This window comes from Kitasatospora sp. NPDC036934, assembly GCF_055608425.1.
This window is the reverse complement of the sequence record NZ_JBVJQR010000004.1, coordinates 295,570-321,027: the sequence shown is the minus strand read 5'-3', so window position 1 is coordinate 321,027 and position 25,458 is coordinate 295,570. Positions and strand designations below refer to the sequence as shown.

Below are 25,458 nucleotides of genomic sequence, written 5' to 3'. Positions count from 1 at the left end.
CGCGAGATCGAACGCCCTCTAAGGTGAATGTTCGATCCGCGCACCAGAACGGGAGCCCACCGAAGTGTCCGACGAACCCCTCGACAGCGACATCGACATCGACGAGGAGGACGAGGACGATCCCTGGATCGTCGCGAGCTGCCCCGTCTCCCCCGAACTGGCCGCGCAGATCGCCGGGATGACGGAACTCGACTGGACGGACGGCGACACCGGCCGACAGGCGATGACCGACGCCGGCTGGCGCTCGACCGGCGACTACCTGGGCGACCTCAATGAGAAGGCCTACACGCCCGCAGGTCACTTCGCCTACGGCGACGAATGCCTCTTCGTGCCGTTCGCGTACGAGTACTACCTGCACCCCGATGGCGCGATGGCCGAGGACTTCTGGGGCACCCTCCCCGGCTGGCAGAGCACCGCCGATCCGCCGGCCGGCACCTTCGAGGACCAACTCGACGCAGTAGCAGCTCAGTTCACCACACTACTGGGCCCGCCCGACCACGACATCACCCACGAGCGGCGACCGCACTCGAGCTACGTGTGGCGGTACCGCATCTGGCGCCGGGGGGACAACGCCCTGGTGGTGGCCCCTGGAATGGACCCCTTCTCGTACTCCCAGTTCGAGCACGCCTTCATCCAGATCCGCCCCCTCCCGGCGGACGCCCCGTTGCCGCCCGCCGACGAGCTGCCCGACTTCTTCAACTGGTAACCGTCCTTGCACGGGAAGTCGGCCGGGCCGGCTTCCCGTGCAGCGGCAACGCACACAGGTCAGATGAGGCCCTTGGCCGGGTCGCCGGCCGGGAAGGCGTCGAGGACGGCGACGTCGGCGGGCTCGGCGAGGGCGGCGGCGAGGACGGGGCCGAGGGCGGCGAGCGGGGCGCCGGCGCTGTGGGCGTCCAGGGCGGCCTGGTCGGCCCACTTCTCGACGACGGTGATGCGGTCGGGGCCGGCGTTCACGGCGTAGAGCTCGCAGCCGGGTTCGGCGTGGATGGCCGGGGCGTGCTGCTCGAAGGCGGCGAGGACTTCGTCGCGTCGGCCGGGCTTGGTCCTGAGCGTGGCGATGACGACGGGCATGTGGATCTCCAATGACGGTGAGACGGGCATGTTATCGACCCATCAAGGAGCCCTCATTGAGCCGGGGCCGCCGTCGACCTCACCCTCGTCGACGCCGACGGCCGTGAGCTGGACCTCGGCACCAGGGCCGACGCCAGCCCGGAGGAGAGCGCCGGGGCCTGCCTCACCGACACCGAGGGCATCTCCACCCAGGCCCGTACCAACCGGCGGCTGCTCAGCGGCGCCCTGACCGCCGCCGGGCTGGTCCACTACCCGACGGAGTGGTGGCACCGGTCGTACGGCGACCGCTACTGGGTGCTGGCCACCGGCGCGCCCACCGCGCCCTACGGGCCCGACGGGCGGTAGCGACTCACCAGTCCAGGGCCGACCTGGCGAGGGCCCCGAGGCCGAGGGCGGCCGGGAGTTCGACGAGGAGGGCCATCGCCAGGGCGGTGTACCAGGCGCCGCCGCCGTCGGCGGTCATCACGTCGAACCAGGCGTCGAGCAGGAGCAGGGTGGCGGACGCGGCGGCGGCCAGGGCGGTCAGGCGGGAGCGCCGGACGAGCAGTCGGCCGGTGGCGAGCAGCCCGGCGACCTGGAGGACGTCCATGCCGACCCAGGCCGTGGACCAGTTCCGGACTTCGGCCTGCCCCCGGGTGATCGATCCGAGGACCAGCAGCCAGCCGAAGAGCAGGACCGCGACGACGAGCAGCCCTGCGGCGAGGAGTCGGCGGGTGCGCTCCGCCGCCGGGTGTTCCGTTCCCAAGCGGTCGAGCGCCTCGCGCAGCGGTCCACCGTCCCCCGTTGGTGTTCTCATGATCCAAAATCTACCCACTGCCCCTGCGGCACGCGGCGACTGGTGCCCCGACGGCCGGGCACGCGGGCGCGGATGACGCCCGACACCGGACGAACACCAGTGGAGGACGGCGGCGTGACCCAGCCGAGCGCCGACCGGCACCTCCCCGGCATCGCCGTGGCGATCGTCGTCCAGGACGGCCGGGTGTCGATGGTCCGCCGACGGGCCGCCGAGGGCGGGCTCTCCTGGCAGTTCCCGGCCGGGCGGGTCGAACCCGGCGAGTCGGCGGAGCGGGCCGCCGTCCGCGAGACCGCCCTCCCGAGGCCGTCGAGGTCCGCACGGCCAACGCCGCCGCCCGGCACGAACGCTTCGGCGAGGGCCGCCCGAAGAGGTGGGCCGCGCAACGGGCCGTGGCGGCGCTGAGCCGACCCTGCGCCGCCGCCGCAGGAACGGCTTCAACCGACCGGTGTGCCCCGAACGCACCCGATACGCCCCGGCACGCCACCTGCCGTCCTGGGTCGAACCGTCGTAGATTTGACAGATCGTCAGTTCATCGGACCTACCTGACCAGCTACGACTCCGTCGATCGGTGGTGGTTGCCATGCGACGTCCCCCCCTGCGACCCCTGCGCACGCGGATCCTCCGTCTCGGCCTCGGCGCCTGCCTCCTCACCGCCGTCACCACCGGCAACGCCGTCGCCGCCCCTCAGGCGCCGACGGACGGCGGGCAGGAGCAGCGCATCGAGCACCTGCTCTCCCAGCTCACCACCGACGAGAAGGTCACCCTCCTGCGCGGCCTGGACGCCCCGCCCGGCGTGCACTCCGTCGGCTACGTCGCGGGCGTGCCCCGGCTCGGCATCCCGCCTCTGCTGCTCTCCGACGGCCCGGCCGGTGTACGGGACGGCCGACCGGCGACGGCCCTGCCCGCGCCGGTCGCGCTGGCCGCCTCCTTCGACCCCGCGCTCGCGACGGCGTACGGCGACGTGCTGGGCCGGGAGGCGCGGGCGCGCGGCTACCAGGTGCTGTACGGGCCGATGGTGAACATCGTCCGGATCCCGCAGGGCGGCAGGGACTTCGAGACGCTGGGCGAGGACCCGTACCTCGCCGGGCAGCTCGCCGCCGCCGAGGTGCGCGGCATCCAGGCCCAGCACGTCGCCGCGCAGGTCAAGCACTACGCGGCCAACAACCAGGAGGACAACCGCCAGTCGTACAGCTCGGACGTGGACGAGCGCACGCTGGCCGAGATCGAGCTGCCCGCCTTCCGGGCGGCCGTCCGGGACGGCCGGGCCTGGTCGGCGATGTGCGGCTACAACCCGGTCAACGGCATCTGGGCGTGCGAGAACTTCCCGCTGCTGCGCGACGTGCTGAAGGGCCGCTGGGGGTTCGACGGGGTGGTCGGCTCCGACTACCCGGCGACCCATTCCTCCGTCAACGCCGCGGCGGGCGGCCTGGACCAGGAGTTCGGCGGTTCGACGTACTTCGCCGAACTGCCCGCGGCGGCGGCCGACGGCCGGCTCGCCCCGGCCGTGCTGGACGACCAGGTCCGACGGGTGCTGCGGCTGATGGCGCGCACGGGGGCGCTCGACGGCGCCGCCGCGCCCGCCTCCGATCCGGCCGCCGGAGCGCGCGACGCCCGGACGGCCGCTGCCGCCGGAACCGTGCTGCTGCGCAACGAGAACGCCGCCCTGCCGCTCGACGCCACCGGGATGAAGTCCGTCGCGGTGATCGGCCCCTGGGCGGACCACGCGTACACCGGCGGTGGCGGCTCCTCGCACGTCACCCCGTACCCCGAGCACACGGTCACGCCCCGACAAGGCATCGCGGCCCGGGTCGGTGGGAGCACCGAGGTGCGCTACCACCCGGGCGACGACCCGACCGCAGCGGCCGCGGTGGCCGCAGGGGCGGACGCCGCGGTGGTGGTGGTCGGTGACCAGGAGACCGAGGGCGCCGACCGCGGCTCCCTCGACCTGGCCGCGGCCGACGACGCACTGATCCGGGCCGTCGCCAGGGCGAACCCGCGCACCGTGGTGGTGCTCGACACCGGCGGGCCGGTCACCATGCCGTGGCTGGACGCGGTACCTGCCGTGGTCGAGGCCTGGTACCCGGGCGAGCAGAGCGGCACCGCGCTCGCCGACGTGCTGTTCGGCGACACCGACCCGGCCGGGCGGCTGCCCGTCACCTTCCCGACCTCCGCGAACGCGACCCCCGTCCAGGACGCCGGCCAGTACCCGGGCACCGACGGCGCCTACCACTACACCGAACGCCTCGGCACCGGCTACCGCTGGTACGACGCCAGCGGCACCGTCCCGCTGTTCCCCTTCGGCCACGGCCTCTCCTACACCACCTTCGACTACAGCGGCCTCACCGTGGCCGGCCCTGACCAGGCCGGCCGGGTGCGCGTCGGCTTCGACCTCGCCAACCGGGGCACCCGGACCGGCACCGAGGTGCCCCAGCTGTACCTGGCCTTCCCGTCGGCGGCCGGCGAGCCGCCGCAACAGCTCAAGGCCTTCGACAAGGTCACGCTGGCGCCAGGTGGTTCGACCCACATGGAACTGCGGCTGGACCGCTCCGCCTTCGCCGTCTGGGACGCGGGCGTCCACGGCTGGGCCGTGCCCGGCGGGCAGTACGACCTGATGGTCGGCTCCTCCTCCCGTGCACCCCGGCTGCGGGGCACGGTGAACGCGGCGGGCTCCCCCGCCGTCTCCACCTGGTCCGGGCGGATCACCGGCGCCGACGGCTCCTGCCTGGACGCGACGGACGCCGACTCGCCGGTACAGCTCACGAGTTGCGCCGCCACCGCGGCCCAGGACGCCACGGTGGGCTCGGGCGGCAGCATCGGCCTCCTCGGCCGCTGCCTCACCCCCGACGGCCCGGCGGACGGCGCCGCCGTCCGGCTGCAGGACTGCACGGGCGCCACCGAGCAGGTCTGGCAGCAGCCTTCGGACGCCTCCATCCTGCACCCCGCCTCCGGCCGCTGCCTCGCTGCCGCCGAAGGCCACCTGCTGCTGCGGAACTGCACGGGCGCCGCGGAACAGCACTGGGCCACCCCCCGCCCGAGCGGCCCACTGACCGGCATCGCCGGACAGTGCGTGGACGTCGCCCGGGCCTCGACCGTCAACGGCGCCGCCGTCCAGCTCTACCGCTGCAACTCCACCGGCGCCCAGGACTGGTCCGTCCAACAGGACGGCTCGCTACGGGCCTTCGGCAAGTGCCTGGACGTCACCAACGGCTGGACCGACGCCGGCACACCCGCCCAGCTCTACGACTGCAACGGCACCGGCGCCCAACACTGGCTGCCCCGCCCCGACGGCACCCTCCTCAACCCCGTCTCCAACCGCTGTCTGGACGCCCGCGACGGCAGCAGCGCCGACTGGACCAGGCTCCAGATCCAGGACTGCCAAGCAAGCGCCAACCAGCTCTGGAAACTGCCCAGTTGAACAATCCCGGCGATCACCTGAGGCCTCCAGGGGCCCGATGAGGGGTGGGGGAAGGCCGCCCACGCTGCGCCTCCCCCGAAATCCGTCCCACCGGTGATTCCTCGCGAACCGTTCGGAACACCCGAACGCAGCCGTACGCTGTCGCGCAACACCGGCAGCACCATCGCGAACACAACAACGCAGCACCGTACTGGCCCTGCTGAAAGGCCGGGACAATCTGGCCGACCTGCCGGAATGGGCTCGCTTCGTCGCCACCGGCCTTCTGGTGGGGGCGTTCGCCCTGCTCGTCACCGGCTCGCTCCTGGCGATGCGAGCGGCCCACGGGGCCCCTGAGCCGGAGATACTGCTCGGCGGACTTGGCACTACGCCGGTGGAACGAGCGGGAGGCGTCCCGGGCGACCAGGGCGCCGACCCGGGCGTCAGCCTGTTCCGTGCTCGGCCTGGTGCTGATCGTGGGCGCCGTTGCCGTCGCCTGGACGACCACCCAGGCCAAGGCCTCGAACCCCGTCAGGGTCACGACTCCCTCCGGCGGGTCGTGCGGTGAACTGGTATCAGCGGATCAGCACCAGGTTCTGATCCGCCCGACCGCACTCGTCACCGGAGTGTCGTCCATACCGACGGCGACTCTGCTCAGTATGTATCCCGTCGCATCGTGCTGACCGTCACCCGCCGCGGCGTCCGCCCGGAGCATACGAACTCCGGGCGGACGGTTCGCTCTTCGCCGGTTCAGGCCTTCGGGCCGGCCGACTGGACGACCTCGAAGGACCAGAGCGTGGAGCCCGAGGCGGCCGGCCGCTTCGGGGCCTCGCCACCCTCGCCGCCGCCCTGGTGGGCGGACTTCATCGGGCCCTCCATCCAGGCCTTGAAGGACTCCTCGTCACGCCAGCGGGTGTAGACCAGGTACTGGTCGGTCCCCTCGACCGGGCGCAGCAGCTCGAACCACTCGAAGCCGTCGGAGTTCTCCACCGCGCCGGCCCGCGAGGCGAAGCGCTGCTCCAGCACCTCGCGCTGCTCGGCGGGCACCGTCAGTACGTTGATCTTGACAACGGACATGCCGCTCCTCAGTGAACTGGTCCGCCGGGGCCCGTACGGCCGCCGGCTCGGTTGCTCCCTACGAGCAGCAGTCTGCTACACCTCACACGCCGCCGGTTCAGGCGATCCATGCCGGGAGGAGGCGTTCCGCGTCGCGCGGGGCGAGAGCGCAGGCGCCGTCGGGGGTGCGGGCGTCCGGGTTGTAGGCGTGGGACGGGGAAGGGGAGGCGACCAGGGCGGTGAAGCCTTCGGCGGTGGTGATGCGGCGGGGCGCGTCGGCGGGGAGGACGAGGGTGTCGCCGGCGCCGATGGTCAGGGTTTCGCCGGACAGGGCCACGGTGGCCGAGCCGGCGAGCAGGGTCCAGATCTGCTCGGTGTCCATGGCGTGCAGCGGGCCCTGCCGGTCGGCGGGCATCTCGACCCGCCACTGGGCGAGGGCGGTCGCGCCCTGGGTGGGCGAGGCGAGGGTGGTCATGACGGCGTTCGGGGTCTCGGTGCGGCGGGCGTCGGCGGAGCGGATCACGGGCATGGCGAAGGAACCCCTTAAGATGGACAATATCGTTGTCTATATGGTCAATGAGGTTGTCTATCGTGTCAAGTGACCCCGCCCCGCCCGGCTTCGAGCTCCCGCTGCGCCTGCTGCTCGCGTTCCGGACGATCATCGACGAACTGCACGAACGCATCGCCCGCGAGGGCCACCCCGGCCTGCGCCCGATGTACGGCTTCGTCTTCCAGGCGATCGGCCCCCACGGCACCACCGCCGTCGAACTCGGCCGCCGGCTCGGCGTCTCCAAGCAGGCCGCGGGAAAGACCGTCGAGAACCTGGAGCAGCTCGGCTACGTCGAGCGCGGCAGCGACCCGGCCGACGCCCGGCGCAAGGTGGTCCGGCTCACCGACCGGGGCGTGGACTGCCTGGTCCGCTCCGCCCGGATCTTCGACGAGCTGCGCGCCGAGTGGTCCGCCACCCTCGGCGAGGAGCAGCTGCGCCGGATCGAGGACGGGCTGCGGCAGCTCGCCCCCGGGGACCCGTTCCGGCTCGACACCCCGCGCTGGTTCGGCGGCCCGTGAACCCGCGAGGAGGCCTCAGAACGACCGACCCTCCCCCCGGTACGGCGGCTGGGGGTCGAGCGGCGGGTCGGGCCGGTCGCGCCGGTCGGCGCAGAGCGCGGAGCTGAGTCGGGTGAGCAGGGCGGCGAGGTCGTCGTACTCCTTCTCGTCCCAGTCCCCCAGCAGTTCGGCGAGCTGGGTGCGCCGGGCCTCGACCAGGCGCAGCGCCGCCTCCTCCCCCGGTTCGGTGAGCCGCAGCGGCAGCCCGCCGGAGCGGGCGGCGAGGCCGCGGCCCTCCACCTCCCGGACGGCCTCCTCGACGACCGAGACCGGGACGATCCGCCGCTCGGCCAGCTCGGCGGGCTCCACCGAGCCGTGGTGGTGCATCTGCAGCAGCAGCCAGCTGGAGGCGGGCAGCAGGTCGAGTCCGGCGGTGGCGGTGATCCGGCGGAAGAGGTCGCGCCGGGCCTCCCGGGTGCTCAGTACGGACAGCGCGCGGGCGATCTCGTCCAGGGAGGAGCGTTCGACCGGGTTGATCCCGATGGACTCGCTCAGGTCGGGCGCGGTCACCGTGGAGCGCAGCTTCTGCTCGCGCAGGAACAGCGACAGCACGAAGGCGACCACCGCGACGGGCACCGCGTAGAGGAACACCCGGGTGATCGACTCGGCGTACGCGTGGTGGACGCCGGCCTGCGCGGCGGCGGGCAGCCGGGTGATCAGGCGGGGGTCGGCGGTGATCGCCTCCACCCGGAAGCCCGGTGGCAGCGGCTGCCCGGCCAGGGCGTCGGCGAGTCGGGAGCGCAGACCGCTGGCGAAGATCGTCCCGAAGATGGAGACGCCGAAGGAGGCGCCGATGGAGCGGAAGAAGGTGGCGCCGGCGGTGGCCACCCCGAGGTCCTGGTAGCCGACCGAGTTCTGCACGATCAGCACCAGCACCTGCATCACCAGGCCCAGCCCGAGGCCGAAGACCAGGAAGTAGAGGCTCATCTCGGCCGTGCTGCTGTGCTCGTCCAGCCGGGAGAGCAGCAGCAGGCCGACCGTGGTGACGGCCGTCCCGGCGATCGGGAAGATCCGGTAGTGGCCGGTGCGGGCGACGACCTGGCCGGAGCCGATCGAGGTGAGCAGCATGCCGAGCACCATCGGCAGCATGTGGATGCCGGACATGGTGGGCGAGACCTGCTGGACCACCTGGAGGAAGGTCGGCAGGTAGGTGAGGGCGCCGAACATCGCGAACCCGACCACGAAGGAGATCACCGCGACCAGACTGAAGGTCCGCGAGCGGAACAACCGCAGCGGCAGGACGGGCTCGGCGGCCGCCCGCTCCACCTGGACGAAGACCAGCAGCAGCGCCAGACCGAGCACCCCCAGGCCGACGACCTGCCAGGAGCTCCAGGCCCAGGTGGTGCCGCCGAGCGAGGTCATCAGCACCAGGCAGGTGGCGACGGCGGCGATCAGCGCGGTGCCCAGGTAGTCGATCCGGTGCTCGCGCCGGACCTCCAGGCCGTGCAGCACCGCGGCGATCACCACCAGGGCGACGACGCCGATCGGCAGGTTGACGTAGAAGACCCAGCGCCAGCTGAGGTGGTCGACGAACAGGCCGCCGAGCAGCGGTCCGAGGACGCTGGTGACGCCGAAGACGGCACCGAAGACGCCCTGGTACTTGCCGCGGTCCCGAGGGGCGACGAGGTCCCCGACGATCGCCTGGGAGAGCACCATCAACCCGCCGCCGCCGAGCCCCTGGAGCGCCCGAAAGGCGATCAACTCGCCCATGTTCTGGGCGAGTCCGCAGAGCACCGAGCCGACCAGGAAGATAACGATGGAGGCCTGGAAGAACCGCTTCCGACCGTACATGTCGCCGAGCTTGCCCCAGAGCGGGGTGGCGGCGGTGGAGGCCAGCAGGTAGGCGGTGACCACCCAGGACAGGTGGTCCAGGCCGCCGAGGTCGCTGACGATGGTGGGCAGCGCGGTGGAGACGATGGTCTGGTCGAGGGCGGCGAGCAGCATCGCCAGCAGCAGGGCGCCGATGGGCACCCACAGGTTGGGGACGGTGACCTCCGGCGGGCCGGGCTCGGCCGCCGGGCTCCGGTCGGACGCGGCACGGGGGTACCCGCGGCCGGAGGTCGGGGGAGGGTCCGTCATGGCGTCTCCGTAGGGTCGCGGGGTGGCGGGGCCGACCACCGGACGCCCGGTGGATGATCACTCCCGGTTCTCCATGCTGGCAGATTCGTCCCGTTTTGCGCCCCCCGGTTGAGCCGAACGTAAGCACCCGGGCCATCCCACGCGCCCCGGCGGTTTCCCCCGGGGCCAACCACCACCAACCGGCACAACACCCCCGCCGGGGGCCGGACGCCCCTGTCCACCCTCCGGGACGTCCTGCATAATCAGGCGCGATCGCGAGACCCGAGAACCGAGGAGGACCGGCCGATGCCGGACCAGCACTGCCCGACGTGCGGCACCGCCCGCTCCACCGGGTGCGGCTGCCTCCCGGACCGGAGCCTCGACGAGACCGCCGTCCTCCCGCACCTGGAGGGCCCGCCGCTGGTCCGCCCGTACGTGCCGCAGGCGCCGGACCAGGTCGCGGACGAGCCGCCGCTGACCACCGACCCGTTCGCGACCACCATCCTGCCGCCGGTCCAGCCGGGCCGACCGGTCCAGCCGGGTCAGCCGGGTCTCCAGGGCAGAGCGGGCACGCCACCGCTCGGGCCGGACGCGGACGCCTACGCGACGACCGTGCTGCCGCCCGTCCCGGGCCCCGCGCCGGACGCGTACGCGACCAGCGTCCTGCCGCCGATCCAGCCGGGGCCGCCCGCCCCGCCCGGCGGCGGGGACGACCTCGGCTACTTCCCCTTCGACAACGGCGCACCCGAACCCGGCGCCGCCCCCGGCGGACGGGCCGCGCGCCGGGCAGCCGAGCAGGCCGAGCGCAGCCCGTTCGCCGGGCGCAAGGGACTGATCGCGGGCATCGGCGCCGGACTGCTGGCGCTCACCGTGGGCCTCGCGTACGCCGTGACGCCCTCCTCCGAGCCGACCCGCCGGGCCGCACCGGCGCCCAGCACCTCGCTCGCCCCCGCCCCGGTGGACCCGCCGACCCTGGCCGCCCCGCCCACCGACTCCGCGACACCGACCACCGAGGCGCCGAGCCCGACCCCCACGCCCACCCGCAAGCCGAGCCCGACCAGGACGCCGACCCCGACGCCCACCCCCACCCCCGCGCCGACACCGACCCCCACCCCGACACCGACACCGACCCCGACGCCCACCCCCACACCGACGGCCACGCAGACCCCGCGGGTGCTCCAGATGGGCATGAGCGGACCGGACGTCAAGGCGATGCAGCAGCTGCTCTACCACGCCGAGTGCGGCTACGTCGACAAGTCGATCATCACCGGCACCTTCGACTGGTGGACCCAGTCGGCGCTGAAGGACTACCAGGGCCAGAACCGCATCAAGGGCGAGAACGGCGTCTACGGTCCCAAGACCCAGGCCGTCCTCACCGCCGACCCGGGCTGCTGACCCCGGCCAGCACCACCGCCGGGCCGCTGCCCCCGCCGGGACATCGCCCCCCGCCGTCGGCCCGCGCCGACCGGCGCGGGCGGTCACCGTCAGCCGGTGATCGCCCCGAAGATGCTGACCCCGGCCAGCACCACCATGATCGCCGCCGCCACCCGGATGATCAGCTTCATCGGCACGTGCTTGAGCAGCTTCTGCCCGCCCACGATGGCGATCCCGCCGACCGCGCACAGCGCCAGCCAGGAGCCGAGGCCGACCGCCAGCGGATCGGCGTACTTGGCGGCCAGGTTGGCGGTCATGATCTGGGTCAGGTCGCCGAACTCGGCGACCGCGACGACCAGGAAGCTGGTCCCGGCCACCTTCCAGAAGCGGTTCGAGGACGGCTCCTTGGCGGCGTGCTCGTCCTCGTCCTCCCCGCCGTGGAACAGCAGCATCGCCGCGCCGACCAGGAACAGCACGCCGGTGATGCCCTCCACCCACCGGTGCGGCAGCAGCGAGAGCAGGTGCCCGGCGACCAGTGCCAGCACCACCTGGACCAGCATCGCGGCGGCGACACCCGCGAAGACGTAGCTCGCCCGGTACTTGGTGCCGAGCACCAGACTGGCCAGCGCGGTCTTGTCCGGCAGTTCGGCCAGGAAGATGATGCCGAACGTCAACGCGGCAACGGTCAAACTCATCGGAGGAATCCCTCGGTCGGGCTGCCCGGCCTCGGCGGGTCCGTCAGGGGACGCTTCGGCCCGACAGCACTGGAAACGGTCACAGCACTGCGGCCGAAGGTCTCGCCGGCAGCCGCCAACCGCGCGGTGCCCCGGGCGCCGGGCCCGTGAGGGCCAGTATGTCGACGGTCCGGTAGAGGGCTACTCCCCTTCAACGCGCCCCAGCCTACCCGACGCCGTCGAACACCCCACCGCGACCGCCGAGCACCGCGAGCGTCAGATCCAGCTGGTGAACCACATCCGGTCCTGCCAGGACGACATCGGGATCACCTCGCCCGTGTACAGCGGGTAGAAGAAGGCGAAGCAGCCGACGATCGCGAGCACGATCAGCCCGGCCGCCGCCGCGCCGTACCGGCGGCGCCGGGGGCTGCAGCCCACCGGGCCGAGGATCGCGCCGAGCATCTGGGCGACGGCCAGGCACAGGAACGGCACCAGCACGACCATGTAGAAGGAGAAGATCGTCCGCTCCTGGTACTGGAACCAGGGCAGGTAGATCCCGGCGACCGCGCACAGCACGGCGCCCGAGCGCCAGTCCCGGCGGAAGAACCAGCGCCACAGCAGGTAGACCAGCGCGAAGCAGGCCGCCCACCAGAGGAACGGGGTGCCCAGACCGAGGATCTGGGCCGCGCAGCCGCCGGAGGAGGTGCAGCCGCGGGTCCCGCCCTGGGCCGGCTCCCAGTACATGGAGACCGGGCGGCCGTCGACCAGCCAGGAGAAGGGGTTGGACTGGTAGGTGTGCGGGGTGCTCAGGCCGGTGTTGAAGTCGTACATCTGCGAGTGGTAATGCCACAGACTGCGCAGCGGCCCGGGCACCCAGCTCATCGAGACCTGCGGCAGCGGGATGCCGAAGGCGTGGTCCGGGGAGAGCCCGGCGCGGCCGTCGGCCCAGTGCCGGTCGTAGCCGCCCTCGCCGTTCGCGCCACTGGCCAGCCAGCCGCTCCAGGCGCCGACGTACACCACCACGGCGGAGCCGACCATGGCGAGGAAGGCGGGCACGGCGTCCCGGCGCAGCATGGAGCGCCAGGGGTGGCGGGCCCCGGCGCCGCGGCGGCCGGACTGGTCCCAGAGCACGGTCAGCAGGCCGAAGGCGGCCAGGATCGGGGCGCCGTTCCACTTGACCGCGCAGGCCGCGCCGATGAGCACTCCGGCGGCGATCCGCCAGGGGCGCAGACCGAGCCGGACGGTGTCGCCGTCGGTGGCCGCCGCCAGCCGGGCGCGGGCGTGGTCGCGGTCGACCAGTAGGGCGCCGAAGGAGGCGAGAACGAAGAACATCTGGATGCCGTCGAGCAGGCCGACCCGGCTCATCACCAGCTGGAGGCCGTCGACGGACATCAGCAGGGCGGCGGTGCAGCCGATCAGGGTGGAGCCGAAGAGCCGGCGGCCGATCCGGGCCAGCATCAGCACCGCCAGGGTACCGAGCAGGGCGGTCATGAACCGCCAGCCGAAGGGATGCAGTCCGAACAGCTGTTCGCCGATCGCCATCACCCATTTGCCGAGCGGCGGGTGGGCGATGAACTCTGGCGCGGAGGTGAGCGGGACGGACTGCGGGACGGCCAGGATGTCGGCGTTGGCGTGGTCGGGCCAGGTGCCCTCGTAGCCCTGCTGGAGCAGGGACCAGGCGTCCTTGGGGTAGTACGTCTCGTCGAAGACGAAGGCGTTGGGGTAGCCGAGGTTCCAGAACCGCAGCAGGCCCGCGAAGACCGCGACGCCGATCGGGCCGAGCCAGCCGGAGTGGTCGGCCGCCCAGCGGAGCAGACCTCCGCGCGGGGCCGGTGCCGGATCCGGGCCGGCGGTGGCCCGGGCCGCCGGGGGGTGCGTGAGCGCCGCTTGCGTCATAGCCTCGCCGATTCGCCTGTCTGCGGGAGCCGCGACTGCTGCGCCGGGCCCGGGTCTGCTGCCCTGGCCGGGGCCGGGCGGTCAACAGCCACTGACACTATGTGGCGGTGCCCGGGAAGCCAAGCGCGACCGGCGCCGACCAGGTGACCTGGCCGGCGCCCGCCTCGAACACCCTTGCGCGACTGGGGCGCACGCCCTTGCGCGGCTGCGGCACGCGGGCCCGTGGCCCGTCAGGCGGCCGTCTGCAGCTCCCGGACCGGGGCCGGGGTGCGGACCACGGCCGGGGCCGCGTTGTCCTGCTCGGCCGTGAGGTACGGGCGCAGCCGCAGCGCCAGCAGGACGATCAGCAGCGTCGAGCCCGCCATGGCCGCGAGGTAGAGCGGCCAGGTGCCGGAGCCGACCAGCAGCACGCCGACGGCCGGGCCGACCGCGATCGCGATCTGCTTCACCAGGGCGTACCCGGAGTTGTAGGTGCCGAGCAGCCGGGCCGGGGCGAGGTCCGCGACCATCGGGCCCATGGTGGGCGCGAGCAGCGACTCCCCGACGCCGAACAGGGCGTAGATCGAGACGATGGCGACCGTGGCGGCCATGGTCTCGGTCCGGATCAGGCCGGCCACCAGGGCCATCGCCCAGGCACCGAGCCAGACCACGCCGGCCGCGGCCATCGCGGTGGTGCGGCGGCGGCGCGCGGTGATCCGCACCATGAACATCTGCAGCACCACGATGGTCACCGCGTTGGCGCCGATCGCGAGGCCCAGGGTGGACGGCGCGGTGCCGACGGTGTCGGTGGCGAAGGCCGCGACGCCGGACTCGAACTGGCCGTAGCAGGTGAAGAAGATCAGCCCGGCGAGGATGCTGAGCCGCACCATCGCCTTGTCGGCGAGCAGGGCGCGCAGGCCCGTCGGGCCGTCGCCCTGCTGCTGGACGACGCTCAGCTGGGCCTTGGGCATCCGTGCGGTGCCGGTGACCAGGGCCAGGCCGAGGAAGGTGATCGCCTCGATGGTGAACAGCCGGGTGAGGCTGGCCGGGTCGGCGACGTTCACGATCTGCCCGCCGACCAGCGCGCCGATGCCCATGCCCAGGTTGACCAGGGTGAACTGCAGCGCGAAGGCGTGCGAGCGGGTCGCCGCCGTGGAGCAGCGGACGATCATCGTGGCGAGCGCCGGCTGGCAGGTGGTGACACCCGCGCCGAACAGGAAGGAGGAGACCAGCAGGGCCGGGGTGCCGGTGGCGTGGCCGAAGGCGAACGCGCCGGTGGAGGCCAGTGCCGCACCCACCAGCAGCACCGGACGGGGACCGTAGCGGTCGATGCCGCGCCCGGTGAACGGGAGCACGGCCAGCGCCGCCAGCGCGAAGACGGTGAAAACCATCCCGGCGGCCAGCGAACCCAGCCCGCGCACCTGGTCCACGTACACGAACATGTACGGCATCGTGAACCCGCTGCCGAACGCACTGAGCGCGTTGCCGATCTGGACGCGGCGCAGCGGGCCGCCCGCCCCGCGCTGCTGCCTCTGCTGCTTCACCGTGCCGGTCACCGTGCACATCCCTTCTCTGTTTCGACTGGAACTCTTAAGCCCGGAAGATTTCAGACCTAAACTGTGACGAGATAAAGTCTTAGCACCGGAAGACTGCGGAGTCAAAGGCTTAAGGAGTGCACGCCCGTGCGACACTGGTCCGCATGACTACGGACAAGCCGTCGCCGGCTGCCGACAAACCGCCGCGGAGCACTCCCCTGGAGCTCGGCATCGCCGAGCAAGTGGCCCTCTACCAGCGGGAGTTCCCCACCGTCGACCCTCAGGTCGAGACGATCGTGCAGACCCTCAACCGGGTCTCCCGGCGGATGGGCGTCGCGTACGACCGGCAGCTGACTGTGCTCGGAATCACCTCCGCCGAGTGGGAGGTGCTCAAGGCGCTGGTGGTGAGCGGCAGCCCGTACCAGCTGGGGCCGGGCGAGCTGGCCAAGCGGCTGGGGCTCACCCCGGCCGCGATGACCCACCGGATCGACCGGATGGTGGCCGAGGACCTGGTCACCCGGGAGCGGGACGAGTCCAACCGGGTGCGGGTGATCATCGAGCTGACCGAGAACGGCCGCGACAAGTGGCTGGAGTCGATGCGGATGGCGGCGGTGTTCGAGGAGGAGCTGCTCCAGGACATCGCGGGCGAGGAGCGCACCGCGCTCTCCGCCCTGCTGGCCCGGATGCTGCGGCGGATCGAGGAGAGCCAGCCGGACGCGCTCGGGCGCACGGCCGACCTGGCCCCGTGACGCCGGTCCGGCGCAGACACGTGAGTCCGGCCCGCCGGGGGTGCTCCCCCGGCGGGCCGGACTCGTTCCAGGTCAGTACCGCTCAGCCGCTCAGCAGGGACCGTTGTCGGTCCAGACGCCCCACTGGCCGCTCTGGCTCGGGTCGTCGCCCTTGGTCCACCACTTGTTGGTGTAGTAGTGGCCCTTCCAGGAGACCTTGGTGCCGCCGGCCGCGTAGGTGGCGTTCGGGTCCCAGCTCGGGGCGGCCGGGCAGGTCGCCGGCGAGGACGGGGTGCCGGTCGGGGTACCGGTGGGCGTGCCGGTCGGGGTCCCGGTCGGCGTGCCCGTGGGGGTACCGGTCGGAGTCGGGGTCGGGGTCGGGGTGCCGGTCGGCGGGGCCGGGCAGCCGGCCGCGGAGCCGTTGGTGGCGTTCACCATCGTGTCGAACAGGGTGGTGTTGGTACCCAGGTCGTACAGCGAGAAGGCGAAGGAGCCGCCGAGGCCGTTGCAGTGCGCGTAGTCGAGCTTGGCCTGGACGGACTTGGCGTTCTCACCGCTCCAGAAGGTGTTGCCGTCGTAGAAGTAGGCGGCCTTGGCGTCGTCGTCCCAGTAGGTCTTGGACGGGTTGTCGACGAAGCCGGCCAGCTCCTTGTACATCTGGATGCCCGGGACGTTGCCGGACATCGCGGCGCCGGCCGCCGGGGCGGTGGCGGGCTGGAAGAGGCCGTTCTTGCCGTTGTTCTGGACGCCGGTCCAGCCGCGGTAGTAGAACGGCACACCCATGTTGATCTTGTTGGCCGGGAAGCCGCCGGGGATGCCGTACTGGGCGTCGCCGGCCGTCCAGGCCTTGATGGCGTTGTCGATCGAGTACTTGCCGTTGCCCGGCTTGGCCGGGGTCGACGGGTCGTTCGGGCCGGAGTACAGCGGGGCCTGGTGGTTGGTCGGCCCCTGGGGGTCCCAACCGCCGTGCATGTCGTAGGTCATGACGTCGAGGAAGGTCAGGTACTGACCGATCTTGTCGGTCTCGACGTTCATGATCTTGTCCTGGCCGGCGCCCACCGCCGCCGACAGGGCGTAGGTCTTGCTGTCGGCCTTGCCCTGGGCGTCCAGCTGGTTGCGGAACTCCTGCAGCAGCAGGGTGAAGTTCTGCTTGTCGGCCGGGCTGGAGATGTTGCCGGTGTGGCCGCCGCCGCCCGGGTACTCCCAGTCGATGTCGATGCCGTCGAAGATGCCCTTGCCCGTACCCGGACCGCCGTAGCCGGCGTCGGACGGGAGGTTGCCCTTGATGAACATGTCGATGCAGGACGAGACCAGGTGCTTGCGCGAGGCGTCCGTGGCGGCCGCCGACGAGAAGTACTTGGAGTAGGTCCAACCGCCGATCGAGAGCAGGATCTTGAGGTTGGGGTTCTTCGCCTTCAGCTTCTTCAGCTGGTTGAAGTTGCCCGCGATCGGCTGGTTCCAGACGTCGCCGACGCCGTCCACCGAGATGTCCGCGCCGAAGCTCTTCTGGTAGTCCGCGAAGGCGTCGGCCGCGCCGTCACCGGCATTGGGGTTGTTGTCGTTGGTGTCGGCGGCCTTGGTCGCCTCGAAACAGCCCAGGTCGGTCGGGGAGATGTTGGCGAAGTCGTAGATCAGGTAGTCCAGCTTCCCGGCCACGCCGGTGTCCTGGATCGTCTTCGGGTAGTACGCGTTGGCGTAGACCGACCACTGGTCGTAGTAGGCGACCTTGATGCCGCCGCTGGTGGCGGGCGCGCCGGTGGAGTTGGTGGTCGCGGCGTTGGCCGCGCCGCCGCCGGTCAGCGCGAGGCCCGCGCCGAGCAGCAGGGAGGCGGTGGTGCCGGCCGCGATGGCGGCCAGGCTCTTCGGGCGGCGCCGGCGGGGCCCGTCCGGAGCCGGGGTCCCGGCCCTTTCAATGCGTGAGCGCAGCATGGGTGCGTGACTCCTGGGTGTGGGGGTTCCGTCGCCCGGTGGGGTGGCACATCCGGGGTGGGGCCGGACGACCGGGACATGACAGACGAGGGGTGGGAATCGAGCGGGCAGGCCTTTGACGGACACCGGGATGTGCCGAACCGGCGCCCCCGGCACGAGGCCGGTGACGCCGGTTCAGGGGCTCCCTGCACCTGGGCAATAAAAATGGACTAGACCAACTCGCCCGTCAAGGGGTGCTGTTGGCCCTTGAGACCCGCTTAAGGTTCCGCCCCGCGCCGACCGCGGCCGCACACCGGGCCTGAGCTGCGGCGGTTCAGTAGCGGACGGCGTTGGCCACCTCGGCCTTGACCGTGCCGGAGAGGTCCCGGTTGGCGTGCGCGGTCGCCTGGGCGCTCCCGCCCGCGGCCACGTCGTCGACCGTCACCGCGGTCGCGTCCAGCAGCTTGCCGCTCCCGTCGGTGAAGTTCACCTGGATCACGTACCGGTATGACTGCTGCCCGTGGTTGGTGACGGTCAGCTGCACCTGCGGCTTGCCGTCCGAACCGGTCGACACCGACCCGACCGAGACGTCCCCCTTGGCGTCCAGGCCGCCCTTGATCCCGGCGACCGCCGAGGAGGCCGCGGAGATCGCCGACGAGGCCTCCGCCTCCGCCGAGGAGATCGCCCCGCCCACCCCGCCGGCCGCCGAGGCCAGTGCCGAGGCGGCGGAGGCCGCGGCGCTCGCCAGCTTCTGCGCCTCCCCGGCCGCCGAGGAGGCCGAGCTGCTCGCACTCTTGCCGGAGGAGCAGCCGGCCAGCACCGCCGAACCCAGCACCGTGGCGGCCAACATCCCCGCGGCGAGCCTGTGTTGACGTTTCACCGGTAGGGCCGGGCGCGGCCCGGAGACGGCTCGGACGGGCGGCCGACGGTCCGTGCGGTCCATGGAATCCTCGTTCCTTCCCGGCGCCGGGCTGCCCGGCACACTCCCCACCCACCCTCCGAGGCGCCCGTCACCCCCGCCAGCAGGGGTGCTGCCTCCGGGTGACGCCCGGGCCGCGCCCCGGAGCGGGTCCGACACTTCCCACCGGGCGCGCGGCGCCGAACGCCAACCGCCGATCGCCGGACGGGATCCGCCGGACGCGAGGCGCCGAACGCGAAGCACCGAACGGGAACCGGCGGAGCGGCCCTACGACAGCCCGGAGCCCTCCTGCTCGTCCGCCTCCACGGCCGCCCGCTCCTCGCGCAGCCGCACCAGGTGACGGCGCCGCGCCACCACCCCGTACGCGCCGACCGCGCTCGCCACGAAGGCCAGCGCACCGACCCACGGCCGGTCGAAGACGTGCCCGGTGACGTGGTCCAGCGAGTACCGCCCCGGGCCGGCCAGGCCGATCGCCAGCCCGGTCGCGCCGAGGAACGCCGGGTACTCGTAGCCGCCGCCGGTCATGAAGAAGCCCGCCGGGGCGTGCACCGCCACGGCTCCGGCCATCGTCCCGGCCACCACCGCGCCGGCCGCCGGGGTGGCCAGCCCGGCCACCAGCAGCGCGCCGCCGCCCGCCTCGCCGAGGCCCGCCGCGATGGCGCTCTCCCGGGCCGGGTGGAAGCCCATGTGGTCCATCGCCTGGGTGGTCCCCTCCAGGCCGGCGCCACCGAACCAGCCGAACAGCTTCTGGGTGCCGTGCGCGATCAGCACCCCGCCGACCGCACTGCGCAGGGCCAGCAGGCCCAGGTCCTTACGGTTCAGGCACATGTCGCATCCTCGTTTCCGCCGAGGAGTGGTCGTACCGCCGGGGAGCGGTCGCACCCACCTCCGTGGCACCTACCTCCATGGCACCCGAGAGCGCTCGCCCGTTCGAGCCGGGACCGCCATCCGGGCGAATCCACCCACTGCACGGAATGAACCGCGAACGGGGAGATTCGCGCCACGCCCGACTGCGGGGCATGGCGTGGCGGACCGGTCGCACCAGGCACCGCGGTCATGCTGGGCCCATGTTCGTCTTCAACCTGAGCAGCGCGTTCATCACCTTCTTCGCCGTGGTCGGCCCGCCCAAGACCCTGCTGGCCTTCGCCCACCTGGCCGCCGACCGGAGCGACCCGGAACTGCGCCGGCTGGCGGCCTGGAGCACGGTGATCTCGGCGCTGATCGGCCTGGTGCTCGGCTTCGGGGCGGACGCGGTCACCACGCTTTTCCACATCAGCGACGTGTCGCTGCGGCTCGCGGGCGGGGCGATCTTCTTCGTCTACGCGGTCGCACTGGTCCTCGGCATCCACCTCGGCCGGGACGGCGACGACGAGGAGCATCTGGCGAACCCGCTGGTCGAGGGCATCCGCGAACTGCTGCTGCCGTACATCGCCAGCCCGCTCGCGGTCAGCGCCGTCCTGGTCGCCTCGCTGAACCGGGACGACTTGGGCTGGAAGGCGGCCGTCGCCGGGGCGTACGTGGCCGTGGTGGCGCTCAACTACGTCTGCGTGGCCGTCCTCGCACCGCTGATGCGGCGCACCCACAGCACCTCGCTGGAGGTGCTGTCCCGGCTGCTCGGCCTGCTGCTGGCGGCGGTCGGCGTCGAGCTGTTCCTGGAGGGCCTGGCCGGGCTCGGGGTGCACCTGCCGGCGGCACACTGACCGCGGCGGCTCAGCCGGCCGCCAGGCGGGCCAGCACCTCGCCGATCCGCCCGCGCACCGCCGGGTCGGCGACCAGCCCGTCCCGGCCGACCGCGCCGCGCTCCAGCGGGATCCGGACGCAGGCCTCCGCCAGCACCGCCGCGCCGGTGTAGCCGAGCACCGTGCCCAGGGTGGCCGCGGCGCCCCCGCCGCGGCCCGGGCCGGCGCAGTTGATCCAGGCCGCGGGCTTGTCCGAGATCTCGGTCCCGCCGACCGTCCAGTCCAGCAGGTTCTTGAAGGCCCCCGGCAACGTCCCGGCGTACTCGGGGGTGCAGACCAGCAGCGCGTCGGCCGCCCCGATCGCCGCCCGCAGCGCGGCCACCGGCTCCGGCAGCGGGTCGGTGTCGTGGTCCGGGTTGAAGTGCGGCAGTCCGGCCAGGCCCGGGTAGTACGTGGTCCGGAGGCCCGGCAGGGCGTCGGCCACCGCGGCGGCGGTGCGCAGCACGGCCTCGTTGGCGGAGCCGGCCCGCAGGCTCCCGGACAGCAGCAGGATGTGGCGCTCGTTCGGCATGCCGAGGAACCTACTCCCTGACGTCGACGTCAACGCGCGGCCGGCGGTGCCGCACCGCCAGCGGTGCCGCGCGGCCGTCAGTTCGGCAGCAGCGGGCGCCAGGGCACCGGGCTGGAGAGGATCATCGAGCTGGCGGGCGGCCCGTACCCGCCGAGCCGGTCGCAGAGCGCCTCGAACCCGGCCATCGTCGCCACCGCGACCAGCAGCACGCAGCACGCCCCGCCGGTGACCCGGTGCAGCTGCAGCACCTCCGGCCAGGTCGCCACCTCGGGGTCGCGCAGCACGCAGCGCGGGCCGTAGCACTGGACCTGGACCAGTGCGGTGATCGGCAGCCCGGCCCGGGTGGGGTCGACGTGGGCGTGGTAGCCGCTGATCACCCCGTCCGCCTCCAGGCGGCGGACCCGTTCGGCCACCGCGGGTGCGGACAGGCTCACCCGGCGGGAGAGTTCGTTGTACGAGAGCCTGGCGTCGGCCTGCAGTTCGGCCAGCAGGCGGCGGTCGACGGTGTCCATGACGGCTCCTGGGATGCGTTGCGATCAGCGGTTTTACATTCATTAAGCAGATCGACCGAACGCCTCGCGAACGACAACCCGAAGCACGGTTGCGGTGCTCATCGGCCATTCAAGCGGGGGCCCACGGCGCCGCACAATGGGCTCCCCGGTGGAACCAGGACTTCCGTCCGCTCCGCCGGTCCCGGGCGACCAGGCCCGGACGGATCAGGAGGGATCGGGATGGGGCACGACACGGTGGAGACACCCAACCTGTCGTTCGGTCGGGGCGACCGACCGGGTCGGGGCACCCCGTACGCGCAGTACGTGCGCCTGGAGGAGCTGCACAGCCTCCAGCACCCGCGCAGCAAGGAGCCGGCCGAGCTGTCGTTCATCGTCACCACCCAGGTGATGGAGCTGCTCTTCGACCTGCTGCGGCACGAGTGGACGATCGCCCGGCAGGCGCTGCGCGAGGACGACCTGACCGGCGCGCTGGCCGCACTGCGCCGCGGCACCCATGTGCAGGACGTGCTGGTGGAGTCCTGGGACCTGCTGGCCACCATGACGCCGCAGGAGTTCAACTCCTTCCGCGCCCTGTTCGGCGAGGCCTCCGGCTTCCAGTCCTCGGCCTTCCTGCACCTGGAGTTCCTGCTCGGCAACAAGAACGCCGCACTGCTCAACATGTACGGCGAAATGCCCGAGGTCCAGGCCGAGTTGACCGAGGCACTGCGCTCCCCTGGCCTGTACGACGAGGCGCTCGGGCTGCTGGCCCGGCGCGGCCTGGCGGTGCTCCCGGAGGCCTCGGAGCAGCGCTACCGCCCCTCCGAGGAGGCCGCCGCGGCCTGGCGCCGGGTCTACACCGAACCGGAGTTCGCGGAGCTGCAGCCGCTCGGCGAGACGCTGCTGGACGTGGCCGAGCGGGTCACCCGCTGGCGCCAGCGGCACCTGAGCTCGGTCAAGCGGACCATGGGCGGCAAGCCCGGCTCGGGCGGTTCCAGCGGGCTGACCTGGCTGCGCAAGGCCGCCGAGCAGGACGTGTTCCCGGAGCTGTGGGCGATCCGGGACGAGCTGTGAGCAGAAGCGACGGACGAGGGATGGGCATGATCACGCGCGAGGAGTGCGCGGCGCTGGACGCCGTCGACCCGCTGGCGGAGTTCCGCGAGGAGTTCACCCTGCCGGAAGGGGTGATCTACCTGGACGGCAACTCGCTGGGCGCCCTGCCGGTGCGCACCCCGGAGCGGGTGGCCCGGGTGGTCGAGCAGGAGTGGGGCCGGGAGCTGATCCGCAGCTGGAACGACGCCGGCTGGTTCGAGCAGCCGTACCGGCTGGGACGGCGGATCGCGCCGTTGATCGGCGCCGATCCGGCGGAGGTGGTCGTCTGCGACACCACCTCGGTGAACCTGTTCAAGGTGCTCGCCGCCGCGCTGCGGCTGCGCCCGGAGCGGCGCACGGTGCTCGGCGACGACCAGGCCTTCCCGACCGACCTGTACATCGCCGAGGGCGTGACCGGCCTGACCGAGGGCGGGCGCAGCGTGCTGATCCGCCCCGAGGAGCTGGACCGGCACCTGGACGGCGACGTCGCCGCGGTGGTCCTGTCGCACGTGGACTACCGCACCGGCGAGCTGCTGGACATGCCCGGGATCACCGCCCGGGTGCAGGCCGCGGGCGCCCTGATGATCTGGGACGTGTGCCACTCGGTGGGCGCGCTGCCGGTCGAACTGGGCGCCGCGAACGCGGACTTCGCGGTCGGCTGCACCTACAAGTACCTGAACTCCGGCCCCGGCTCGCCGGCCTTCCTGTACGTCGCCGAGCGGCACCTGGCGGCCGGTCCGCGGCAACCGCTGAGCGGCTGGTTCGGGCACGCCCGCCCGTTCGCCTTCGAGCCCGGCTACGACCCCAAGCCCGGCATCGGGCGCTTCCTGACCAGCTCGCCCTCGCTGCTCGGCCAGGCCTCGCTGGAGGTCTCGCTGGACATCTGGGAGCGGGCCGACCTGGCCGCCGTACGGGCCAAGAGCCTGGCGCTGACCGACCTGTTCGTCTCGCTGGTCGAGGGCCTGGACGGGGTCGAGGTGGTGACCCCGCGCGAGCACACCCGGCGGGGCAGCCAGGTCGCGCTGCGGCACCCGGACGGCTACCCGGTGGTGCAGGCCCTGATCGCCCGCGGGGTGATCGGGGACTTCCGCGCGCCGGACCTGATGCGCTTCGGCTTCACGCCGCTCTACCTCTCGTACACCGAGGTGTGGGACGCGGCCCGGCAGCTGGCCGAAGTGCTGGCGAGCGGCGAGTGGCGGGAGGAACGGTTCTCCCGTCGGGGCGCGGTGACGTAACCGGAAGGTCCTGGACATCAGCCTGACCGGCGTCTTCACCGGGGTTCGGGATGAAGACCCTCGTCCCGGCGGTGCGGGCGGCCGGCGGCGGCTCGATCGTCAACACGCGGATCCGGGTCAACTCGGTGCACCGGCCGCGGTACGGCGAAGGCCGCCCGGTCGGATCGACCGGGCGGCCTTCGCGTCGGCGCGACCCGTCAGCTGTGGCGGCCGCGGCGGCGGGCGGCCCGGACGGCGAGACCGCCCAGCCCGAGCAGGCCGACACCGGCCAGCCCGAAGACCACCGGAGCGTCGCCCGCACCGGTCGAGGGCAACTCACCACCGCCACCGGGGTGGTGGCCGGTCGGGTGGTGGCTGGTCGGAGCGGGGTGCCCGCTCGACGTGGACGTGCTCGCCGACGGCGAAGTGGCGCTCGCGCTCGGGGAGGTCGGGGACGGCGACGTCGGGGACGGCGACGTCGGAGAGGGGGAGGTCGGGGACGGCGACGTCGGAGAGGGGGAGGTCGGCGACGGCGACGTCGGAGAGGGGGAGGTCGGCGACGGCGAGGTGGGGCTCGGCGAGGGCGAGGTCGGCGTCGGGCTCGGCGTCACCGCGCAGTCCGGCAGGTCCCCGTCGAACGGATAGCTGTGGATCTCGTAGCCGCCCGTCCCGGTGTGGATCAGGTTGCCCGCGAGGTACACCCGGCCGTTCACGCCCGGCTGGGCGATGGTCGTGGTGCCGCCCGGGTTGCCCGCCAGGACCGAGCCCTGGAACTGGGCGCTGCCCAGGATCCGGGCGTTGGTCGCGGTCGGGAAGTTGTACATCAGCTTGGAGCGCATGTCGGTGGTCTGGTCGCCCGGCTGACCGGTGCCCGTGTAGGTGTTGATGATCGGGCTGTCCCCGAGCATGTTCACCACGACGGTGGCCCCGGCCGGGATGTTGGCGAAGACCAGGCCGATCTGGCCGCCGCTCGGCGAGGCCAGGTCGCGGGAGACGTTGAAGACCTGCTTCATGCTGACTCCGTCACCGGTGAGGGTGGCCTGGCTGGCGGAGACGTCGACGGTGCCGGTCGCAGTGGCCCGCCCGACGCAGTCGGAGACCTCCTCGATCTGGGTCAGCACGTCCTGGTACGGCGCGGCCGCGTTCGGGTCCTGGATCGACTGGCCGGTGGGTTCGATGGTGACGGCGCCGGTGACGCTGCCCGCGTGGCGCAGGTTGCCGAAGGCCTGACCGTGGGAGTCACTGCCGCCGATCAGGATCGAGCTGCCGCCCTTCGCGTCGACGTTGCCGCCGGTGGTGACGAAGTCGCTGCCGTTCGGCGGCACGACGCGGGACCCGACGCCCACGACACCCATGTTGTAGATGCCGCCGCCGTTCTTGTCGACGGTCAGGTTCCCCAGCGTGACGATCTTGCCCTCGGCCTCGGCCGCGCGGCCGTTGACGGTGTAGTCGCCACCGGTGAACACGTTGATCGTGGCGTCCCGCCCGGGGAAGTCGCCGTTGTGCGGCGGCGGCCAGGTGGCGGGGCAGTCGGGACCGGAACAGGCACCCAGCGGCGGGGCCAGCGGGGCGGCCCACCCGACCGTCAGCACGGCGGCCAGCGGCACCGCGGCCACGGCGGTGGCCACGGCGACCCGGACGGCCCGGCGCCGTCCGCCGGCGGGCGTTGTTCTCACGGCGGTCGTTCGGTGATCCGGCGAACCGGCGGCCTGACCCATCGACATTTCCTCCGCACATAGAAAAAAGACAGGCCCGGAGGACCTGCCATGTCCCGTGGTATCTGCTGGCGATCCCACAGATCCAGGACATCCAACCCTAAAAGGAACTTTTCCTACCCTATAGACCCTCAGATCCGATCCGACGATCATCCGATCGGTCCAAGACCTCGCCGCCTCCCGCACCGTCCCCGCGGGCTTCCCGCA

General features: G+C 72.6%; 22 protein-coding genes and 2 pseudogenes. 10 read left to right on the top strand and 14 right to left on the bottom strand.

All coding sequences use genetic code 11. The annotated features are described in order from the left end of the window. The first annotated feature begins 64 nt into the window (after nt 1–64). Nucleotides 65–706 carry a hypothetical protein gene (locus ACZ7BZ_RS08870; protein ID WP_470357757.1) on the top strand — a complete coding sequence of 214 codons (642 nt, stop codon included), beginning with the start codon at nt 65–67 and terminating at the stop codon, nt 704–706. Between the two features lie 59 nt (nt 707–765). Here ACZ7BZ_RS08870 and ACZ7BZ_RS08865 read toward each other — a convergent pair whose 3' ends face one another. Next, a complete protein-coding gene (locus tag ACZ7BZ_RS08865) occupies nt 766–1,071 on the bottom strand; it encodes a putative quinol monooxygenase (protein ID WP_380455299.1) in 306 nt (101 codons plus the stop codon). Nucleotides 1,072–1,131: 60 nt separating this feature from the next. Between ACZ7BZ_RS08865 and ACZ7BZ_RS08860 the strand changes: the two are divergent. Beyond that, nucleotides 1,132–1,416 (top strand): annotated as a pseudogene (locus ACZ7BZ_RS08860) (M15 family metallopeptidase); the annotation flags it as partial. A gap of 4 nt (nt 1,417–1,420) precedes the next feature. On the opposite strand, the gene ACZ7BZ_RS08855 reads toward ACZ7BZ_RS08860, so the two are convergent. After that, nucleotides 1,421–1,867 (bottom strand): hypothetical protein, encoded by a 447-nt coding sequence (locus tag ACZ7BZ_RS08855; RefSeq protein ID WP_470357756.1) that lies wholly within the window; start codon nt 1,865–1,867, stop codon nt 1,421–1,423. A gap of 114 nt (nt 1,868–1,981) precedes the next feature. Between ACZ7BZ_RS08855 and ACZ7BZ_RS08850 the strand changes: the two are divergent. After that, a pseudogene (locus ACZ7BZ_RS08850) lies at nt 1,982–2,158 on the top strand (NUDIX hydrolase); the annotation flags it as partial. 289 nt (nt 2,159–2,447) lie between these two features. Further along, the gene (locus ACZ7BZ_RS08845) at nt 2,448–5,282 is read left to right on the top strand and encodes a glycoside hydrolase family 3 C-terminal domain-containing protein (RefSeq protein ID WP_470357755.1); all 2,835 of its coding nucleotides are present in this window, start codon (nt 2,448–2,450) and stop codon (nt 5,280–5,282) included. Between the two features lie 726 nt (nt 5,283–6,008). On the opposite strand, the gene ACZ7BZ_RS08840 is transcribed toward ACZ7BZ_RS08845, so the two are convergent. Both ACZ7BZ_RS08840 and ACZ7BZ_RS08835 read right to left on the bottom strand, forming a co-directional pair. After that, complete coding sequence (locus ACZ7BZ_RS08840; RefSeq protein WP_465741665.1) at nt 6,009–6,335, bottom strand: antibiotic biosynthesis monooxygenase family protein; 327 nt, start codon at nt 6,333–6,335, stop codon at nt 6,009–6,011. A 97-nt stretch (nt 6,336–6,432) separates the two neighbouring features. Then, on the bottom strand, nt 6,433–6,843 hold the full coding sequence (locus ACZ7BZ_RS08835) for a cupin domain-containing protein (RefSeq protein WP_380455308.1): 411 nt from the start codon (nt 6,841–6,843) through the stop codon (nt 6,433–6,435). A 62-nt stretch (nt 6,844–6,905) separates the two neighbouring features. On the opposite strand from ACZ7BZ_RS08835, the gene ACZ7BZ_RS08830 reads away from it, so the two are divergent. After that, nucleotides 6,906–7,382, top strand: a complete 477-nt coding sequence (locus ACZ7BZ_RS08830) for a MarR family winged helix-turn-helix transcriptional regulator (RefSeq protein ID WP_470357754.1) — start codon at nt 6,906–6,908, stop codon at nt 7,380–7,382. A gap of 15 nt (nt 7,383–7,397) precedes the next feature. On the opposite strand, the gene ACZ7BZ_RS08825 is transcribed toward ACZ7BZ_RS08830, so the two are convergent. Beyond that, entirely contained in the window at nt 7,398–9,500 is a 2,103-nt protein-coding gene (locus tag ACZ7BZ_RS08825) for an MDR family MFS transporter (protein ID WP_470357753.1), read from the bottom strand. 285 nt (nt 9,501–9,785) lie between these two features. On the opposite strand from ACZ7BZ_RS08825, the gene ACZ7BZ_RS08820 reads away from it, so the two are divergent. Continuing rightward, entirely contained in the window at nt 9,786–10,874 is a 1,089-nt protein-coding gene (locus tag ACZ7BZ_RS08820) for a peptidoglycan-binding domain-containing protein (protein WP_470357752.1), read from the top strand. Between the two features lie 89 nt (nt 10,875–10,963). Here ACZ7BZ_RS08820 and ACZ7BZ_RS08815 read toward each other — a convergent pair whose 3' ends face one another. The 3 genes from ACZ7BZ_RS08815 to ACZ7BZ_RS08805 form a co-directional block, all read right to left on the bottom strand. After that, nucleotides 10,964–11,548, bottom strand: coding sequence for a TMEM165/GDT1 family protein (locus ACZ7BZ_RS08815; RefSeq protein WP_465741672.1), 585 nt, complete (start codon nt 11,546–11,548; stop codon nt 10,964–10,966). Between the two features lie 255 nt (nt 11,549–11,803). Next, nucleotides 11,804–13,423, bottom strand: coding sequence for a dolichyl-phosphate-mannose--protein mannosyltransferase (locus ACZ7BZ_RS08810; RefSeq protein WP_470357751.1), 1,620 nt, complete (start codon nt 13,421–13,423; stop codon nt 11,804–11,806). 230 nt (nt 13,424–13,653) lie between these two features. Further along, entirely contained in the window at nt 13,654–14,958 is a 1,305-nt protein-coding gene (locus ACZ7BZ_RS08805; protein ID WP_470357750.1) for an MFS transporter, read from the bottom strand. A gap of 143 nt (nt 14,959–15,101) precedes the next feature. Here ACZ7BZ_RS08805 and ACZ7BZ_RS08800 point away from each other — a divergent pair, with 143 nt between their 5' ends. Then, nucleotides 15,102–15,686 carry a MarR family winged helix-turn-helix transcriptional regulator gene (locus ACZ7BZ_RS08800; protein ID WP_380455321.1) on the top strand — a complete coding sequence of 195 codons (585 nt, stop codon included), beginning with the start codon at nt 15,102–15,104 and terminating at the stop codon, nt 15,684–15,686. Nucleotides 15,687–15,776: 90 nt separating this feature from the next. On the opposite strand, the gene ACZ7BZ_RS08795 is transcribed toward ACZ7BZ_RS08800, so the two are convergent. From ACZ7BZ_RS08795 to ACZ7BZ_RS08785, 3 genes are all read right to left on the bottom strand, one after another. Further along, entirely contained in the window at nt 15,777–17,594 is a 1,818-nt protein-coding gene (locus tag ACZ7BZ_RS08795) for a glycosyl hydrolase family 18 protein (RefSeq protein WP_470357749.1), read from the bottom strand. 313 nt (nt 17,595–17,907) lie between these two features. Then, nucleotides 17,908–18,423 carry an FxLYD domain-containing protein gene (locus tag ACZ7BZ_RS08790; RefSeq protein WP_470357748.1) on the bottom strand — a complete coding sequence of 172 codons (516 nt, stop codon included), beginning with the start codon at nt 18,421–18,423 and terminating at the stop codon, nt 17,908–17,910. A 336-nt stretch (nt 18,424–18,759) separates the two neighbouring features. Then, nucleotides 18,760–19,320, bottom strand: a complete 561-nt coding sequence (locus ACZ7BZ_RS08785; RefSeq protein WP_470357747.1) for a DoxX family protein — start codon at nt 19,318–19,320, stop codon at nt 18,760–18,762. A gap of 239 nt (nt 19,321–19,559) precedes the next feature. On the opposite strand from ACZ7BZ_RS08785, the gene ACZ7BZ_RS08780 reads away from it, so the two are divergent. Next, nucleotides 19,560–20,192 (top strand): MarC family protein, encoded by a 633-nt coding sequence (locus ACZ7BZ_RS08780; RefSeq protein WP_470357746.1) that lies wholly within the window; start codon nt 19,560–19,562, stop codon nt 20,190–20,192. A 10-nt stretch (nt 20,193–20,202) separates the two neighbouring features. Here the strand turns inward: ACZ7BZ_RS08780 and ACZ7BZ_RS08775 are convergent, their stop codons facing one another. Together ACZ7BZ_RS08775 and ACZ7BZ_RS08770 are read right to left on the bottom strand one after the other, a co-directional pair. Further along, nucleotides 20,203–20,742 carry an NADPH-dependent FMN reductase gene (locus tag ACZ7BZ_RS08775; RefSeq protein ID WP_470357745.1) on the bottom strand — a complete coding sequence of 180 codons (540 nt, stop codon included), beginning with the start codon at nt 20,740–20,742 and terminating at the stop codon, nt 20,203–20,205. 77 nt (nt 20,743–20,819) lie between these two features. Further along, nucleotides 20,820–21,254 (bottom strand): Lrp/AsnC family transcriptional regulator, encoded by a 435-nt coding sequence (locus ACZ7BZ_RS08770; protein WP_470357744.1) that lies wholly within the window; start codon nt 21,252–21,254, stop codon nt 20,820–20,822. A gap of 219 nt (nt 21,255–21,473) precedes the next feature. Between ACZ7BZ_RS08770 and ACZ7BZ_RS08765 the strand changes: the two genes are divergently transcribed. Further along, complete coding sequence (locus tag ACZ7BZ_RS08765; protein ID WP_470357743.1) at nt 21,474–22,304, top strand: tryptophan 2,3-dioxygenase; 831 nt, start codon at nt 21,474–21,476, stop codon at nt 22,302–22,304. Between the two features lie 20 nt (nt 22,305–22,324). After that, nucleotides 22,325–23,557 (top strand): kynureninase, encoded by a 1,233-nt coding sequence (gene kynU / locus ACZ7BZ_RS08760; RefSeq protein WP_470357742.1) that lies wholly within the window; start codon nt 22,325–22,327, stop codon nt 23,555–23,557. Nucleotides 23,558–23,754: 197 nt separating this feature from the next. Here the strand turns inward: kynU and ACZ7BZ_RS08755 are convergent, their stop codons facing one another. Continuing rightward, nucleotides 23,755–25,212, bottom strand: coding sequence for a choice-of-anchor A family protein (locus ACZ7BZ_RS08755; RefSeq protein WP_470357741.1), 1,458 nt, complete (start codon nt 25,210–25,212; stop codon nt 23,755–23,757). Between the last annotated feature and the right edge of the window lie 246 nt (nt 25,213–25,458).

What these genes read in the sequence shown, in the direction of transcription:
- ACZ7BZ_RS08820 (WP_470357752.1), top strand. Translation starts at nt 9,786, where the DNA reads ATGCCGGACCAGCACTGCCCGACGTGCGGCACCGCCCGCTCCACCGGG.
- ACZ7BZ_RS08815 (WP_465741672.1), bottom strand. Translation starts at nt 11,548, where the DNA reads ATGAGTTTGACCGTTGCCGCGTTGACGTTCGGCATCATCTTCCTGGCC.
- ACZ7BZ_RS08865 (WP_380455299.1), bottom strand. Translation starts at nt 1,071, where the DNA reads ATGCCCGTCGTCATCGCCACGCTCAGGACCAAGCCCGGCCGACGCGAC.
- kynU (WP_470357742.1), top strand. Translation starts at nt 22,325, where the DNA reads ATGGGCATGATCACGCGCGAGGAGTGCGCGGCGCTGGACGCCGTCGAC.
- ACZ7BZ_RS08800 (WP_380455321.1), top strand. Translation starts at nt 15,102, where the DNA reads ATGACTACGGACAAGCCGTCGCCGGCTGCCGACAAACCGCCGCGGAGC.
- ACZ7BZ_RS08780 (WP_470357746.1), top strand. Translation starts at nt 19,560, where the DNA reads ATGTTCGTCTTCAACCTGAGCAGCGCGTTCATCACCTTCTTCGCCGTG.
- ACZ7BZ_RS08835 (WP_380455308.1), bottom strand. Translation starts at nt 6,843, where the DNA reads ATGCCCGTGATCCGCTCCGCCGACGCCCGCCGCACCGAGACCCCGAAC.
- ACZ7BZ_RS08810 (WP_470357751.1), bottom strand. Translation starts at nt 13,423, where the DNA reads ATGACGCAAGCGGCGCTCACGCACCCCCCGGCGGCCCGGGCCACCGCC.
- ACZ7BZ_RS08840 (WP_465741665.1), bottom strand. Translation starts at nt 6,335, where the DNA reads ATGTCCGTTGTCAAGATCAACGTACTGACGGTGCCCGCCGAGCAGCGC.
- ACZ7BZ_RS08790 (WP_470357748.1), bottom strand. Translation starts at nt 18,423, where the DNA reads ATGTTGGCCGCCACGGTGCTGGGTTCGGCGGTGCTGGCCGGCTGCTCC.
- ACZ7BZ_RS08825 (WP_470357753.1), bottom strand. Translation starts at nt 9,500, where the DNA reads ATGACGGACCCTCCCCCGACCTCCGGCCGCGGGTACCCCCGTGCCGCG.
- ACZ7BZ_RS08845 (WP_470357755.1), top strand. Translation starts at nt 2,448, where the DNA reads ATGCGACGTCCCCCCCTGCGACCCCTGCGCACGCGGATCCTCCGTCTC.
- ACZ7BZ_RS08770 (WP_470357744.1), bottom strand. Translation starts at nt 21,254, where the DNA reads ATGGACACCGTCGACCGCCGCCTGCTGGCCGAACTGCAGGCCGACGCC.
- ACZ7BZ_RS08765 (WP_470357743.1), top strand. Translation starts at nt 21,474, where the DNA reads ATGGGGCACGACACGGTGGAGACACCCAACCTGTCGTTCGGTCGGGGC.
- ACZ7BZ_RS08855 (WP_470357756.1), bottom strand. Translation starts at nt 1,867, where the DNA reads ATGAGAACACCAACGGGGGACGGTGGACCGCTGCGCGAGGCGCTCGAC.
- ACZ7BZ_RS08795 (WP_470357749.1), bottom strand. Translation starts at nt 17,594, where the DNA reads ATGCTGCGCTCACGCATTGAAAGGGCCGGGACCCCGGCTCCGGACGGG.
- ACZ7BZ_RS08785 (WP_470357747.1), bottom strand. Translation starts at nt 19,320, where the DNA reads ATGTGCCTGAACCGTAAGGACCTGGGCCTGCTGGCCCTGCGCAGTGCG.
- ACZ7BZ_RS08775 (WP_470357745.1), bottom strand. Translation starts at nt 20,742, where the DNA reads ATGCCGAACGAGCGCCACATCCTGCTGCTGTCCGGGAGCCTGCGGGCC.